Source organism: Paraliomyxa miuraensis (assembly GCF_026337845.1).
Lineage (GTDB): Bacteria > Myxococcota_A > Polyangia > Nannocystales > Nannocystaceae > Paraliomyxa > Paraliomyxa miuraensis.
In genome coordinates, this window is record NZ_JAOVZF010000131.1 from 16284 (window position 1) to 31557 (window position 15274).

Annotated in this window: 9 protein-coding genes; 4 read left to right on the plus strand and 5 right to left on the minus strand. The window is 69.6% G+C overall.

Annotated elements, in window-relative coordinates:
* Nucleotides 1-55: 55 nt before the first annotated feature.
* Both OEB96_RS03770 and OEB96_RS03775 read left to right on the plus strand, forming a co-directional pair.
* Nucleotides 56-445 carry a hypothetical protein gene (locus tag OEB96_RS03770; protein ID WP_266214045.1) on the plus strand — a complete coding sequence of 130 codons (390 nt, stop codon included), beginning with the start codon at nt 56-58 and terminating at the stop codon, nt 443-445.
* On the plus strand, nt 442-2292 hold the full coding sequence (locus tag OEB96_RS03775; protein WP_266214046.1) for a caspase family protein: 1851 nt from the start codon (nt 442-444) through the stop codon (nt 2290-2292). The genes OEB96_RS03770 and OEB96_RS03775 overlap by 4 nt, the downstream gene beginning before the upstream one ends.
* Nucleotides 2293-2309: 17 nt before the next feature.
* Here the strand turns inward: OEB96_RS03775 and OEB96_RS03780 are convergent, their stop codons facing one another.
* Entirely contained in the window at nt 2310-6410 is a 4101-nt protein-coding gene (locus OEB96_RS03780) for a CHAT domain-containing protein (RefSeq protein ID WP_266214047.1), read from the minus strand.
* 174 nt (nt 6411-6584) lie between these two features.
* Between OEB96_RS03780 and OEB96_RS03785 the strand changes: the two genes are divergently transcribed.
* Nucleotides 6585-7259, plus strand: coding sequence for a sigma-70 family RNA polymerase sigma factor (locus OEB96_RS03785; protein ID WP_266214048.1), 675 nt, complete (start codon nt 6585-6587; stop codon nt 7257-7259).
* Between the two features lie 320 nt (nt 7260-7579).
* Here OEB96_RS03785 and OEB96_RS03790 read toward each other — a convergent pair whose 3' ends face one another.
* The 3 genes from OEB96_RS03790 to OEB96_RS03800 all read right to left on the minus strand — a co-directional run bounded on the left by OEB96_RS03790 (nt 7580) and on the right by OEB96_RS03800 (nt 11780).
* Nucleotides 7580-8212, minus strand: a complete 633-nt coding sequence (locus tag OEB96_RS03790; protein ID WP_266214049.1) for a hypothetical protein — start codon at nt 8210-8212, stop codon at nt 7580-7582.
* Nucleotides 8213-8618: 406 nt separating this feature from the next.
* Nucleotides 8619-9755, minus strand: coding sequence for a tyrosine-type recombinase/integrase (locus OEB96_RS03795; protein WP_266214050.1), 1137 nt, complete (start codon nt 9753-9755; stop codon nt 8619-8621).
* A 306-nt stretch (nt 9756-10061) separates the two neighbouring features.
* Complete coding sequence (locus OEB96_RS03800; protein WP_266214051.1) at nt 10062-11780, minus strand: hypothetical protein; 1719 nt, start codon at nt 11778-11780, stop codon at nt 10062-10064.
* A 1237-nt stretch (nt 11781-13017) separates the two neighbouring features.
* Between OEB96_RS03800 and OEB96_RS03805 the strand changes: the two genes are divergently transcribed.
* Nucleotides 13018-13347, plus strand: coding sequence for a cupin domain-containing protein (locus OEB96_RS03805; protein WP_266214052.1), 330 nt, complete (start codon nt 13018-13020; stop codon nt 13345-13347).
* 704 nt (nt 13348-14051) lie between these two features.
* Here the strand turns inward: OEB96_RS03805 and OEB96_RS03810 are convergent.
* Nucleotides 14052-15011, minus strand: coding sequence for an AraC family transcriptional regulator (locus OEB96_RS03810; protein WP_266214053.1), 960 nt, complete (start codon nt 15009-15011; stop codon nt 14052-14054).
* Nucleotides 15012-15274 lie beyond the last annotated feature (263 nt).

Genomic DNA, 15274 nt, shown 5'->3' on the forward strand with positions numbered 1-15274 from the left:
GAAGAACGATGACCCGCCGTGAACGACGGCGAGGTTGGAGAGGACGTGTGAGACGATGAAGACGGTAGAGATCAAGGTAGTGGTCGAGAACGGCAAGGCGGAGATCGATTCGGTCACGGGGGCGACCTCGGACGAATTCGGGTGGCACGTGCTCGTGAAGAAATCGGAGAGCGAGACGGCCGTGTTTCGCGTGCTGGGGGCCGATTCGGCGAGCCATGCGGCGCTCGTGGAGGTGTGGTCGTATTCCCCGCCCAATGATCCCCATGCGACCCCCGTGGCCTTCAAGCGAGATCCAGAGACGGGCACGCTGGTCTGCTTCTACACGGAGCCGCTGCTCTACGGCGCGGACTTTCGCATCGAGGTCGAGACCTCGGCCAATGCCAACCCGGTGCCGCGCGGGGGCGGACACTTCCGCGTGCTCGACGAGGGTGGAGGTCTACCGTGAGCGAGGCGATCGACCCTCCGGGCGCAACGGTGCTGCGCCTGCGCACCAAGGAAGGGGCGCCCTCGCGCGGCCACGCCTTGCTCATCGGGTGCCCGTTCGCGGGCCTGGGCGGTGTGGCCGAGTGCCTCGTGCTCGTGGAGGGCTGGCTCCGCGAGCACGGCTACGAGGCCGCAGGACCGTCCGTTCGCTCGACCAAGCAGGGCATCCTGAGCGAGCTCGAGCGGCTGCGTGCCGACGTTCGGCGAGGCGATCAGGCGCTCGTGTACTACGCGGGCCATGGTCATCAAGAGCTGCCCGACGTCGACGATCACGATGCTCCCGTGGCGATGCTCTTGCCGATGGACGCCGATGAGCCCGCTCCGCAGGGCGGGCCGATCCCCGCGGATCTGCTCGTGGAGCAGCTACGGGGGATCGCCCGCGCCTGCGGGGCGGATCTGCGAGAGCCGTTCGCGGGGTCCGGTGCGGGCGAGCGCTCGCCGAGCATGACGATCGTCCTCGAGTGCTGTCACGCGGCTGGGATGATGGACGCGTGGCCGATCGACGAGGCCAAGCGAGCGAAGCTCCTCCAAAGTGCGAGGCGGAGGATCACCGGGGTCGATCGGGGTGGGTTCGATCCCGAAGCCGGCGTGCTGTGGGTGCTTGCCACCGGGCGCGGTGAGATCGCCCGAGGCTCGCGCAGCCGCACCGTGGGGCTCATGACCCGAGCCGTGACGACGGAACTCGCGAAACACCCGGGCGAGCCGTGGTGGGCGGTGATGGATCGCGTGCGGGCGACATGGACCGACAGCACGCAATCACCCGGGCTCGTCGGCGCGGAGGCGCTGGTGCCCCTGACGAGCGAGCGGATCGAGCGGCCCGAGGATTGGCTGCCGTGCGTGCGAGATCAAGACGCAGCCCCTTGGCTGGTCGAGCTGGCCCATGTACTGGGGTGGGGCGAGGGAGAGTCGGTGATGCTGACGCCGTTGCTCGCGGCCCCCGCCGTGGTCCATGGAACGCTCGAGAGCGGAGCGGCCGGGCTCGAGGTGAGGATGGACGACGGCAGTGCGCTCGCGGGCGGGCGCTTCGCGTGGGCCAGCCGAAGCGCCGCCGCGAGCACGGCGCTCGTGGAGCTGTGGGGCAGCAACGCGCTCTTGCGTGGTGACGTGGCCAGCGCGATCGAGGGTTCGGTGGCCGAGGCGCGCGACCTCGGCTCGGGCATGCGTACAACCCCGAAGGAAGGCTGCGTGGGGCTGGAGGTGAGCACGAGAGGGGTGATCGTTCGCGACCGCCTTGGGGATGCGGTGGCCTGCACGTCGCTGACGGATGCCTCGACGTGGCTGCGGTGGATAGGCCGGCTCGCAGCGCTCGAACGCTGGCTCGCCGTGGGCACCACGACCAAGGGCTGGCCTGCGAATGCGTTCGCGCTGTGCTGGGGCACGTGGAGCTCGAGCGGAGCACGCGAGGCGTGGACCGACAGCGTGCCCGACCTCCGCGCGGGGGTGCCGGTGTGGATCGATCTCGAGGCCGGCACGACCTGTGTCCCGGCCTACGTGGGAGTGTTCCGCATCAAGGCGAATCGCGATGTAGAGCTGCTCACGCCCCACGTGCCCGGAGGCTTGCCTGCGACCGGCCGGTATCCCCTGACCAAGCTCGGACGAGACGAAGCGCTGCGCTTCGAGTGGCTGGGCTGCGCCGGAAACGAGCGCACCGAGCAACTCGTGGTGATGGTGAGCGACCGCCCACTGCCGTTCACCACCATGGCTCGAACTGACTCCGTGGGGGGAACGGGCTGGGACGCGGACCGCGTCGAGCAACGAAGGCCGGCGAGGGTATGGATGCGAGCGATGACCTATCTCCTGCGTCGGTAGGCGAGCGCCGTGCGGCGTCATGATGAGAGCCAGGCCCACGCGGCGGCGACCAGTGCGAGCACGAGCGCGATGGCGTAGCCGCGATGGGTCTTGGCGAGTGCGGAAGATGGTTGCGCGAGCGCGTGAGCGGCTCGTCGGGTGGCCTGGGCTTCGAGCTGGTCGATGGCGGCTTGGAGCGCGGGCAGGTCGACCTCGCGGGTGGTGAGGAAGCGGTGCAGGGCCTCGAACGCCGGGCGGGCGAGGGTGTCGGCGAGCCGGGGCAGGTCGTAGGTGCGGCCGGCGGTGGTGGCCCGGCGCTTGGCGACGGCGAGGTTGTGCAACGTCGTGGGAATGCGCTCGTGCTGGCCAGACACGAGCCGGTATGCGAGGGCGGCGAGGCGATGGGCTGGCGCGTCGGCTTGGCCCATGCCGTCGAGGTAGTTGGCCAGGTTTTCGTGCGAGATGGCTCGGTCTGCCGGGTCGGGGAGGCGATTGCAGACGGCGAGGGCGTGGCGCTCCAGGTCCGCCGCCTGCCGAAGGTCTCCGCGTTCTTTCCAGAGGTTGGCGAGCGCGGACAGGGCCTTGTTCTCGTTCGTCGCGTCCCCGGCCTTGCGAAACTCGGCCAGGCAGCCCTCCAGCACGCGCTGGGCCTCCTCCAGCCGCCCCAACGACAGCAGCGGGCCGTACGTGTTGAAACGCGTGCACGCCAGCTCGTGCTGACTCTCCCCCCGTTCCCTCTTGGTCCGCTCCGTCTCCTCGAGCAGGTCGAGGCAGCCCTGCCACCGTTCGAGGGCCCGGTTGGCGTCTTCAGCGATGTCCAGGCCGCCCACCAACGCTCGACCCAAGAAGTCCCGGTCGGGCGCCTCGGGGACGGGCTTGCCCTCGGCATGGGCCTTCCACCAGCCGCGCACCTGCTCCAGTCGGGCCTCGATGTCCCCCAGCACCTGCGCGGCGTGGCCCTGCATCACGTCGATGCGCAGCGCCTCCAGCTCGCTTGCGACGACGTTCACGAGCGGGTGGCCGGCCTTGCGCTCGGCCTCGGCGCTGCGCAACCGGGTGGCCTTCGAGGCGTCGAGCTGGCCCACTTCGCAGAGCGCACCGGCCCAGTTGCCGTAGATCACACACACGTCGCCCCAGTGCTCGGCCTGCTCGGCCTCGGCCGCCGCCTGCTCGTACAGCGGCAACGCCTCGTCGGCTCGCCCCGACATGTCCAACGCGTCGGCCAGGTAGGTGCGCACGCTCCAGCGAGCCCGTCCTGCGGGCACCTGCTCGGCCACGGCCCGAAGCTCGGCCACGACGGCCCCCAACAGCGTCGGGTCCCGCGTACCCGTGACCAGCGTGCTGGCAAACGACCCCAGGCCCTCGAAGTCACCGGCCCGCACCAGGTACACCAGCGCCCAGCGCCCGGCCTCGGCCGCCGCCTCGCGCTTGCCCGACGCGAGCAGGCCCTGGAACACGGCCGCGTAGCGCTGGCCGTAGCCGACCCAGACCTGCTCGGCCGTCCGCGGGCCTCGCTCGTGGGGGTGCTGCACCATCCACGCGGCCACGCGCTCGCGCACGAGCTCGTGGAAGACGACGTTGGCGCTCGCTGCCTCGGCGGCGCCCTTGGCAGCGCCCTTGGCAGGCATCGACTCCTCGCGGGTGACCAAGCCGGCCTGGTACAGCTCGCGTAGCAACGGCTGCACCTGCGCCTGCTCGACGGGGCTCGGTGCCGGGGCACGGAGCTGCTCGAGAAGCTCGTCCGGCATCGCATCGAGCAGCCCACGCAGCTCGTCCGGCAGCTGCTCGCGCATGGCCAGCATCATGCGACGCTGCTCGGCCATCTCGTCCTCCGGCGAGCGCCCGGCCCACACCTCTGCCAGCATCGCCTCGTTCACCGCCTCGAACGCCAGCGTCACCACCCACAACAGCCGCCGCGCCCCCGTGCTCACGCGCTCGAGCAACAGGTCCACCGACCGCTCCGCCACGTCCTCCAAGTACCTCCGCTCGGCCTCCGCCTCGGCGTCGCTCGGCCTCGCGCTCAGCTCGGGCAGCGTGCCGAGCCCCTCGCGCTCGAGCCGACCAAGCGCCTCGTCGAGCGCCCTGCGATCGCTCGAGAGCGCCGCGAGCCGGTCGAGGATCAGCGGATGCCCGTGGCCGACCCGCAGCATCCGCTCCACCAGCCCCCGCCCGGCTGCGTCGTCGAGCATCAACGACAGACGCTCATGGCTGTGCACGTAGAGCACAGCCTCGCCCCGCGGCAACGGCCCGAGTGGCAGCCACTCCGTCCCGCGGCCCACGAGCGCCTTGGGCCGATGCCGCGAGGTCACGATCACCCGCGATTGCGTCTCGCCGAGCCGTTCCGCCAGTAGCTCGAGCAGCGCCTCCCAGTGAAGATCCTTGCACGCATACCCACCCTCGCTCGCCACCTCCTCGAGGTTGCTTTCGAAGTTGTCGAGCACCAGCAGCACCGCCTCGTCGCGCAGCGCCTCCACGAGGTTCACCCGCATCTGCTCGTACCGGGCCTCGCCGTGCAGCAGCCCCTCGCGCGGCTCGAGCCATACCCGCTCGTACGGCGCATGCTCTTGCTTCTCGCGATACGTCGTGCTCGCCTTCGCCAGCCGCAGATCCACCTGCCGCAGGAATTCCTCCACCGACAGCGCCACGGCCTTGGCCTGGAACGCCAGCACCCACCTGAACCGATCGTGCCACAAGCCCACCGCTTCCGCGGCGGTCGAGGTCTTGCCGAGCCCTGCCATCCCGTGCACCACCGTCACGGCCGCGCCGCCCTTCTGCCACGCCCGGCTCACCCTCGTGAGCATCGACCCTCGCCCCACGAAGAACCCAGGCGGGTCGAGCTCGTGGCTGCCCCCCGGCAACAGCGGCTGCGGACTGGGTCGGCTCGGCTGCCACGGCTCGCTCCTTCGAGGTGGCGGGTCGAGCCACCGTCCCCCTTGCCCCATCATCAACGGGTTCGCGTGATCGACAGGCATCCGCTTCGCCGCCAGCGGGCTCTTGTCGCGCACGTCGGCTCGCGCCACCGCCAGCGCCTCCTCCGTGCGGGGCTTGCTCGGGTCGGCCAGGAGCCGCTTGTAGAACCACCGCGCCAGCTCGCGCGCATAGTCGTCCCCCACGCTGTAGCGCATCGCCACCACCTGTGGAACCCCCGCACGGAGCAGCGCCAGCGCAGTGCCCGTGTAGCCTGGCATCTGCCTCGGGTCGCTCTCGGGCACGATCGCCGACGGGCTCTGCTTGTCGCCCTCGTCCCCGTGCTCGCCCGCGGCTCCCCGCGCCGCGAATGCGCCCGACATGCACGCCGACAGGAAGAACACCCGGGGCACCGACCTCCGTTGCTCCACGAAGATCGAGACCAGCTCCTCTCCCTTGATCTCCGACCGCTCACCCCCTTCACCCGTGATCTCGAGCGCGTTGTGGCTGCCGTGGCCGCTCCAGTGCACCACGTGATACCCGCCCCGGCTGGTGATCCGCTCCTCGAGCTCCGCCCGCGTGACGCCGTGACACAGCACGTCGAGCGTCACGCGATGACCGGGCATGATCTCCTCCTCGAAGACCCGTCGCAACGCCTCTCGCTCGCGCCGCATCGCCAACGGTCGCGATCCGGGCGCCTCGGCGAACACCAGCAGCACCCGCACCGCCGGGTCCTTCGCGTCGTCCTCCTCCATGGCCGCCCGCACCAGCGAGTCTCCCGCCGCGGTGCTCACGGTGATCGCCCGCACCACCACGCCGCGATCCATCAGCGGCGCCTGCCCCAGGCCGGGGCGCGCGAGCTCCCAGGGCACCCGCACGAACGCCGCCGCCAGCCCATCGTCGTCGACCGTGGGCAGCCTCAACAGCAGCGTGCGTTGCTGCTTGCTCCTGCACAGCTCCGCCATGATCTCGGGCCCGAGCACCTCTCGCCCGAGGAATTCCCCCAGCTCCTCGAGCAGGTCGTCCGCCGTCCGCATCCGCCCGTCCACGCCGCGCAGCGAGCCCGCGAAGCGTTCCACGTAGCTGCGCGTGTCGAACAGCCCCTGCCAGCGAGCATCGCCGCGCGGCCTCACCTCGCGGCGATGCAGCTCGTTCCCCTTGGGCCCCACGAGCCGCAGGATCGCCGCGTGCTCCTCCTGCGCCGTTTGCACCACCAGCTCGTACGTCGGCATCGACTTGGTCTCCCGCGTTTGGGACGCACGCGCCCACCGACCGCGCTCGAGGTCCGTGGCGTGCGTACCCCCGACATGCGCCGCCGCGCCCGAATTGATCTCGCTCTCTGCGTTTTTTCCTCCCGCTCGCGATCATTTCTCCTCGCCCGACGCATTTCCCCATCGACCCCGCCCATGCCCATCGCCACCCTCCGTCCCGCCAGCGCCAGCGCCATCGCCCGCGCCCTCTACACTGCCCACAGCCACGCGCTGCTCGCGTTCTTCCGGGCAGCCCACCCCATCGCCAAGCCCGAGGCGATCGATCTCCTCCAGCAGACCTTCACCGAGCTGCTCATCACCCTCCACCGCCAGCCCGGCCTCGAGATCCACCACCCACGCGCCTTCCTCTTCACCATCGCCCACCGCCTACTCCGCATCTCGCGCGATCGCCAGCGCCATCGTCCCGTCGTCGATCCCGAGCGCTCACCTTCCGAGCTCGCCTCGCGAGCTCAGGCCGACGACCTCGAGTACCAGGCCACGCTCCACGCCGATCAGCGCCTCCTGCTCCGCGCCATGCGGCGCCTCACCGACCGCCACTGTCCCGCGCGCGCCGAGCCCTATGGCATCAGTCGGACGCAGATCCTGCTCTACCTGCGCTTCTGGGCCGGCCTCACCCTCATCGAGGTCGCCGAGATCCTCGAGTCGAGCCCTAACTCGATCGCCAGTCGCCAGCGCCGAGCACTCCGCCAGCTCCGGCGCCACGTCGATGAGCTCACCGCCACCGACCCCGGCGCCTACCACACGTCCACCAGCATGCTCCACGCCTGGCGCGACTCCCTCGACCGGCTCGCCCGTATCTCTGCGCGCTGACGCATCAGCCGCGTTCCCCGCCACGCTCGACCTCCACACGAGATCCATGGTGGGCTGCTCATGACGTCAGCATACGGACGTGTGTCTCGTGGTCGCCCACCTCCCTCGACGCGCTCAGGCCGTGCCCAGGTGCGTCGGAACGGGCACCCAGGTGCGTCGGAATGAGCGCCCAGATCCTTCCGGAATTCGCAGGTGGAGGGTTGCGGCCGCAGGTACGGCCGGGGCTGTCTCAAAGGTGATCGATGGTGAGCGCGTGCCGAGGGCATGGGCGAGGCCTACGGATGCGAGCCTTTGCGGCCAGACATCGAGGGGTCGGGGCCTCAGAGGCACATGCACGCGCGGTCTTCACCGGCCGTGTAGCTTTGCCCGCAGACGCCCGCGATCGCGATGCCATGGTAGGTGCAGCCGATCGCAATGCCGCTTTGGCCGGCGCTCGCGATGACGTCGGGGTAGGTGGTGATCGCCACGCCACCGCGGCCCGCTTGCGTGGGTCCAGCGGCCGAGATGGCGACGCCGAGGTCACCGACGACGACCGATGCGTTGTCCTTGGTCGAGCAGATCGTGGCGCCGAAGATCGCGGCCGAGGCGTGCATTGGGGTCCGCACCAGGTAGTCGACGGCCTCGCTCGGAGAGCCAGCGAACTCCACGTTGACGCGGTAGGTCTCGATCTGGCCGGTCGAGTAGCAGAGCATGGGGGGCCAAACCTCGCTAGCGAGCGGCTCGACGACCCACCAGACCTTGGCGCCAACGTCCATCACGGGCGAGCCACCGTCCCCGCCGTCGAGGCCAATGATGGGACGCTCGTGGGTGCCGACCCGCAGGCCCAGGGCCAGCGGATCGGGCGCATCAGGGGGAGGACACACGAGCGAGAGGCGAGCCCCGCGGGGCTTGCGGAAGACATCCGGCTCGTCCTCGAGCATGGCGATCAGGGAATCGCTCTTGAACGTCACCATCGGGAGAGCAGGGTGACATGAAGGTGGGGAGCCGGCGAGGTCGGGCGCGGCCACGGCGGCGTGGTGCTCGCGGTTGGCTTCGGCCTGGTCGCGGCGGCCGTGGTCGTCGTTCGAGAGGCTTGGTCGTGACCAGTTCCAGTGGGCGAGATCACGGGCCGCTGCTCGATCTGCGGGGTTCGTCGATGTCTGGACGGCGGATCTCGTCGATGGCGCGGGCGCCGGGGGGTAGCTCGAGCACGCCGTGCTCGTTGCGGAAGCACACGTCCACGACACCCGTGCTCGCGGACGGCGGCCGAGCACATGGGGCGCCCCATCGAGGAAGTCGCGGATGAGCGCGTCGTTGGTCGTTGGTCAGGCTGCCGAATGCCGTGCCGCCTTGCGAGCGCTGCTCCTGCTGTCGCGCCCTTCAGCCGCGAGGCCCCTCCTCCTCCGCGTCGTCCGTGCGCCGCTTCGGCGGTTCCTCGTCGAGCAGCTCGGCCGCGGCCCTACGAGCGTTCGGCGACAGGTGGGCGTACCGCATCGTCATCGACAGCGACCCGTGACCGAGCAGCGCCTGCACCTCGGCCAGGCTCGCGCCCTTCATCATCAAGTGCGAGGCATAACTGTGCCGGAGGCCATGCCAGCCGAACCTCCGCAGTCCGGCCTTGCGGCAGACCTTGACCAGGGGGCCGTCGTGTTTCTCCGCCGTGGACTTCGACTCGCAGTCCCGATTGCGGAGCCTCGACCCATCCTCGTGGCAGAACACGAAGTTTCCCCGCAGATGCCTATGCTCCTTCAACACCGCGACCGCCTTGCGCGGTAGCTCGATGATCCGCGGCTTGCCGCTCTTGGGTGGGTGCAGCTCGTTCTTGTCATCGGCCGCACGCCGCACGTGGAGGCGCCGGGCTTCCAAGTCTACATCGTCCCACTTCAATGCTCGCAGCTCGCCGAGCCGCAGCCCGGTCCACAGGGCGGTGGGGATCATCGCACACCATGGCTGCGGGGCAAGAGCGGCCGCCTTCTCGAGGCGCTCGGCCTCGTCGAAGTCGAGGAAGTCGAAGTCCGGTTTGGGCACCTTGAGCCGCCGGATCTTCGGCGGCCGCGTGGTCAGGTCGCCGGTCTCTTCGGCGTACCCGAGGATCTTCGACAGGATCGCCAGCTCCTCGTTGATCGTCTTGGGCCCCACCCCGTCGTTCTTGCGCCGAGCCTTGAATGCCTCGACCTCGCGGATGCCGATCCGATCGAGCCGCAGGTGCCCGAGCTCGTCGAGTAGCCCGCGGCCCAGCGCTCGCCGCTTCTCTCGTACGGTGCTGGGCCGGTTGTTGTTGGTCGCGTAGGTGTCGAGAAACTCCGTGGAGAAGCTCGCGAGCGTCGGCACCGGGCGCGCCCCCTTCTTCCCCCGCGTTCCGTTGAGTACCTCCGTACGAACCTGTTGCTCGTACTTCGCCGCCCCCCGCTTGCTTTGCACGGGGCTGACCTCGCGCACGCGCACGACGGACCCGTCGGGCATCGGGATGCACGCATCGATCATCCAACGCCCTCGCTGGTTCTTGCGAACGGTCATGGGGTTACCTGCTTTCGGCACCGAGGTCGGCGGTGAGGGTCATGCGAACGACTTGGTCGGACGGCAGGGCCGTGGACCATGGTGAGCGGCGCTCGATCGAATGGGGAAGGAATGGTTGAGGTCGAGGCAGAGGACGCAGCTCGCCGTCCTCGCCGCCTGGCGGGTTGTTCTTGGCCATGAGTGTCAGCTCCAACGGTGCGGGTGGGTGTCACCCGGGTTTGGGATCGGTCCGTGTGTGGCCACGCGGCTCGAGCACGTCGACGCGTGGTGTTCCTCGACGGCTCGACCTCGGGACCGAGCCGGCGATCATTGCCGCGAATGTGGCGGTGGGCCGCGGTTCCGCGGGCCCATCCGCGAGGGCCCGCGCGGGGTCGGAGGAGATCGACCCCGTTGTGCTTGGCCGTCGTGCTGGCGCGTGAGAGACGGGGCCTGTGCTTGGCGGGCGAGCCCGTGGCTCCGGGGACATGCTTGGTGATACCGCCCGGGGTTCGTTGTGCGGGTGATGGGCACTCGTCGAGTTGGCCGTGGCTGGCGAGAGGTGGTGCCCTGCGGCGACACCTGGCCCGCGGCGGTCGGCGGTGCTGCATCCTCGGCGGAGCTCGGCGGAGCCTCGCTCGACGCCCGGGTGAGCAGGGGGGCGCACGTGGCTGGCGGGGGGCGCCTCGACCCGTGCTCGGCAAGCTCGAGCGCCGCAGGGTCGGACTCGGACACGTCGAGCAACGATGGGTGCTCCGTGGGCACGTGCACGCCCGTGCTCTCGCCAGAGCCGGCGTCCAGAGTGAGGTCCTCCTGCTCGACCGCCTCTGGCCCCGCCGAGCCGTCCTCGGTGTCCACCGGCTCCTCGTCGAGCCCGTCGACGCCTTCCTGAGCCTCGGCGCCAGGGGTGGCGGCGGTGGCCCCGTGCTTCCGCCCTCCGAAGAGCCTTCTCGTGAGCTCCTCGATCGCTTGCATCATATCGACGACCGTCTCGGGCTCAGCGGTGCCCGGCGTCGTCGCGTGGGCGCCGGGCTCCTGGTCGAGCGCATCCACGTCGACGTTGGGATCCTGCGTGTCCTCCGGGGCAGGGTCGATCGCCTGGGCCCTGGGCTGGCCCACGCTCCTTGGGATCGCCGCCTCGATCCGGTACAGCAATGCCGCGATGACAGCTCGTTCTTCGGCTCTCGCGGACCGGGAGATGCTGAACTCCGTGCCATTGGGGCCGCGTACCGTCGCGACGATCCGGCGAGCCTCGTAGGTGAGGACGAGCGCTCGCTGGCGGTGTTCCTCGCCGGTGAGCATGGGGTAGAGCTGTCGGTAGGCGGCGTTGAACCGCCCCGGGGTGACCGGGCCGAGTGATGCGGCCACACGGCGCACCTCCGTCAACGCGCGCGCATCATCCCGGCGGAAGACCAGCTCTTGCTTCCGCCTCGCCCGCTCCCTCGCGGCGCGCTGGCCCAGATACTCGGGTTCGGGGACATGGAGCCCCGCATCCCGAAGGGCACGAGCGTAGGGATCCTCGTCCTCCTGCCCCTCGTCGACCTCGAGTCCGCGGCCCACACGGACGTCGTGCACGAGAGCCATGGCGTTGCGATGGGACCGCGGAAACCAGCGAACGAAGTCGCCGGCCGTCAGAGGTTTCCTCCAGCCGAGCCACGCGCTGGGTCCGTCGAGTTGCTCGGTGCTGTCGACGGCTTGCTCCCCGAGCGTCTCGACCTCTTCGAGGTCGAGCTCGTCCACAGTCTGGGGCTCCTCGTAGTCGACCCGCACGTTGGGCACGCCGGCTACCCGCAGCCCCTGGGCGTACTCCTCCACCTGGTCGCTCGACAGCACCCGCCCCCGCGTTCGAGGCACGCCCCACCGGCGCAGCTTGGAGAACCACCGCCACCGCGGTTGGGCCTTCTTCACCTCGCGGTGTGGCTGGGCCTTGCCCACGAGCAGAACGCCGTCGGCGTAGCGGTACCGCACCACGACATCGGCGGGCTTGGTCCCACCAGCGGCGTGGTTCGTGGGCTCGACCGTGGAGTTGGTTGTGGTGGCGTCCTGCATCGCTCACCTCGTCAACGTCCACGCTGCGGCCAACGTGGGCCCAGCCGCGGTGGAGGGTTCGTTGTTCGATGAGGTCCGCCGACTTGCCCGGGCTCGTCGGTACTTCCTCTGTACGAGGTCGCCCTGACCCGTCTTGCAGGCGCGCCGGACCTCTGGTGCACCGCACGTCCGGGTCTGAGCGTCGAGCGTGCGGTGGTCGGACACCGGACGTGCGGTGCACCAGAGGTCCGGCGCGCCTGCAAGACGGGTCAGGGCGACCTCGTACGATACGGATGTAGGGTCGTCGGTTCTTACATGCTCGAGAGTCATGAGGCGCTCCTGTCGGAGCCCCTCTGTATCGCCCAGTCAGTGAACACCAAAAAGTGGTCGGACGCAAACGGGCTGTGACGCAGAAGTTGGAGTGGTGCGATAAGGCGCCCCGAAATGACCCCTCACCGAGATCCGGTGTCGGGGTGATGCCCATGTCCAGCGATGTTCACGGGCCCAAGGGAATGCCCGATCTCGTGCCAGTCGCGGGCGTGGTGGGACCTACACATTTCCGCCCTGCGCCGCTCCGAGAATCGATAACCGCCGCGGTTCCGAATCGATTCGGAAACCATTCCGAATCGATTCCAAATAGGTTTCGCAATCGAAATTCGCGAGATCAGCGTGTTCCTCGCGCTTTTGTGGACCCTCCCCGCTTGCATGCTCGGCGTTGCATGACTCGTTGCCGCCATTTGGCAGCGGCCGCTCGAGGAGGTCGCTTGGAATTCAGCGAGCGATCGGGGACCGGGATCGGGTCCCAAGGTCAAAGTCGCGCTCGGTGCTTGGGACCGATCCCGTCGTCGCTCGCATGGTCGCCTGCTCGGTCGCGCGCGTCGACGAGACCGCGTGCGGGGGGAGCGTCGGCGTTGACGGCCCCAGGCCCCAAGGAGCATCTACGGGAACTGCTGACATCAAGCGTAGCAGCGGACCGCGGTAGGTTCGCACGCCTGACCCGCCCGGTGCGGAGTGCGGAGGCCGGACTCGAAGGGATGATGCCGTTCGAGGTTCGAGGTTCGAGGCTGGGCCGCTTTACGTCAAGGGGAACGGCGATGTCGGCTTCGAGGTGGGCTCGTCGACCGGCTCTCTACGTGGCGGCGGGCGTGCTGTTGGACATGGGCGATCGGTGACGACGGCGTGCCCGCCTCGACGAATCGTCCAGGAATCGGATCTGCAACGTTGCCGGGCCAATGTGCTCCGCGATACTGCCCTCGACATGGCGATCCACCACGCACGACCGGCCGAGATCATCGACATCCGTCCCCTTGGCCCACAGTTCCCCATCACGGGGACCACCACGCTGTTCAAGACCCAGGCGGTCGAGGCCATTCGGATGGTCCTGCCCGCTGGCAAGGAGGTGCCGTCGCACGACCTGCCACGAGAGGTGATCCTCCAGTGCCTGGAGGGCTGCGTGGAGATCCTCGTCGACGACCAGCGCTGCACGCTCGAGCCGGGGCACATGCTGTACGTGACGGGTGACCAACGACATGGCCTCCACGCCAAGGAAGACTCCTCCGTGCTCGTGACGATCCTGCTCGAGCAGTAGGGATGGAGGCGAGCAACGCCGGATGACCACCTCCAAACTGGGCAGAAGCATGGAGTGCCGCGTGGAGGAGCGCATGGTTCCGGGCCCGGCCGCGATCAGCTCACGTGGCGAGCCTCGACGTCGCGGTCCGTGCCCGACAGATCGCCGCGTTCGACCGCCCCGCCCAAGCCCGGCACGCTGTCGCTTCCGAGCGCGGCCCCAGCCCCGGACGTGCGCACGGACCCGCGCCCGCTCCCCCCGAGGGCTGCCCCCAACCATCCGGCCATCCCCGAGGGCCAGGAGACGGTCACACTCATCATCGACGGCAAGAAGGTCACCGTGGCCAAGGGCTCTCGGCTCTGTGTTCGACCGTCGACGAGTGCCGGGAAGCCAGCCTTCCTGTCGTACCGGATCCCGTCGAGGAGCCCTATCCCAATCCCGCCCACTGCTTCGTGGACTTTCGGGGACTCTCTCGCTCGCAACAACGCTCGCGGGCGCAGTTGTTGGCTCGCACGGCTACCGAGCGCGGCTGTCAATACGCGGGCACCACGTAGCAGAGGCGCAGCGCAGCCTGCATGAAGCAGGGTGCCTACCTGGGCCATTCAATCGCAACCCGAGCTCAACCGTCACGTCCCCGCCGACGGTCCAGCCGCACGCGCAGCGCCTCGTCGTCGAGCCGCTCGGCGATCGCCTTGGCTCGCTGTCGCGCCGCCTCGGCGCTGAGCTCACCCGTCGGTGATCGGCCAGAACACCGCGGTCTGCCACTGCTCGGCGTCGGGCACCTCGGCCGGATCGGTGAGGTACTGCTCCCACGGTGCGCCGGCCGACTGCACGCCGTGCTCCTCCATCCATTGCTCGAGCTCCCGGTAGGTCTCCGACAGCCGGTCGTAGGGACCCACGTGGACCGTGGTCGCGACGCGCTGGCCACCGAGCTCACCGGGAACGATGTCGTCGCGGCCGGGGCACTCGCTGGCGAGCGGCACGCCGGCCTCGAGGGTGCAGAAGCCCGGGCCCATCTGCAGGTAGCGGGTGAACGGCGGACCAGCCATCGGAGCGCCGATCTCCTGGGCGTAGGCGAACACGCGCGGCAGGATCTCGGCCAGCGCGCTGGCGATCTCGGCAAGGTTGATCTTTCGTCGCATGAGCAGCACGTGCTGCTCGGGGACGAGCTGGGTCGTGATCTCTCGGTTCTGGCTCATGGGGCTCTCTTCGGCGGGTACGACGGTGGACGTCGGGTGACTGGGACTGGAACTGGCGGGCGCTCGGTAGAGGCCCACGCACGGGGCGACCTCGGCGACGACGGCATCGTTGCGATCGGCCAACGCGGGGGCTGCGTCCGGCGAGACCCCGAGCAGACCACGTCGTCGGTACGCGCGAGGGCTGGTGCCGAAGCGCTTGCGGAAGGCGCGGGTGAAGGTCTCGTGGTTGGCAAAGCCGTGCTCGAGCGCGATCTCGAGGATGGTGGCCCGCGATCGCAGGAGCGCCGCGGCGGCACGGGCCAGCCGCACGCGCAGGCCGTACTGCTTGCTCGTCTCGCCGAGCGCCCGTGAGAACATCCGGTGGAAGTGGAAGCTCGACAGCCTCACGCTACGCGCGAGCGAGGCGAGCGACGTGGCCTCGGCCTGCGCCGTCCGATCGAGCATCCGCGCCAGCGCCGGCCGGACGCGCTCGAGCGCTTCGAGCACGGCGCCGAGCATAGCGGGGCGGCCCGGTGGGTTCTTGACGTTTCTTGCGGAAGCGCGCGAAACACCGCCCCGACCGCGGTTGGAGAGCGCGGGCGGCGGGGCCGAGCTCAGCCATTTGCACCGAGCTGACCTCGATCACCCAGGAGCAGGTGCGCCTCCGTCTCATGCCCCGGCGCGTGACCACTGGCCACGACCCGACTCACTGGACCAAGCGGGTGCTTCGCACGGGCTCGCCGCGGCTGATGAAGATCCTCAGCGAGCAG

Coding starts and splice junctions, on each gene's coding strand:
- OEB96_RS03770 (WP_266214045.1), top strand. CDS start 56: ATGAAGACGGTAGAGATCAAGGTAGTGGTCGAGAACGGCAAGGCGGAG.
- OEB96_RS03780 (WP_266214047.1), bottom strand. CDS start 6,410: ATGCCGACGTACGAGCTGGTGGTGCAAACGGCGCAGGAGGAGCACGCG.
- OEB96_RS03785 (WP_266214048.1), top strand. CDS start 6,585: ATGCCCATCGCCACCCTCCGTCCCGCCAGCGCCAGCGCCATCGCCCGC.
- OEB96_RS03790 (WP_266214049.1), bottom strand. CDS start 8,212: ATGGTGACGTTCAAGAGCGATTCCCTGATCGCCATGCTCGAGGACGAG.
- OEB96_RS03795 (WP_266214050.1), bottom strand. CDS start 9,755: ATGACCGTTCGCAAGAACCAGCGAGGGCGTTGGATGATCGATGCGTGC.
- OEB96_RS03800 (WP_266214051.1), bottom strand. CDS start 11,780: ATGCAGGACGCCACCACAACCAACTCCACGGTCGAGCCCACGAACCAC.
- OEB96_RS03805 (WP_266214052.1), top strand. CDS start 13,018: ATGGCGATCCACCACGCACGACCGGCCGAGATCATCGACATCCGTCCC.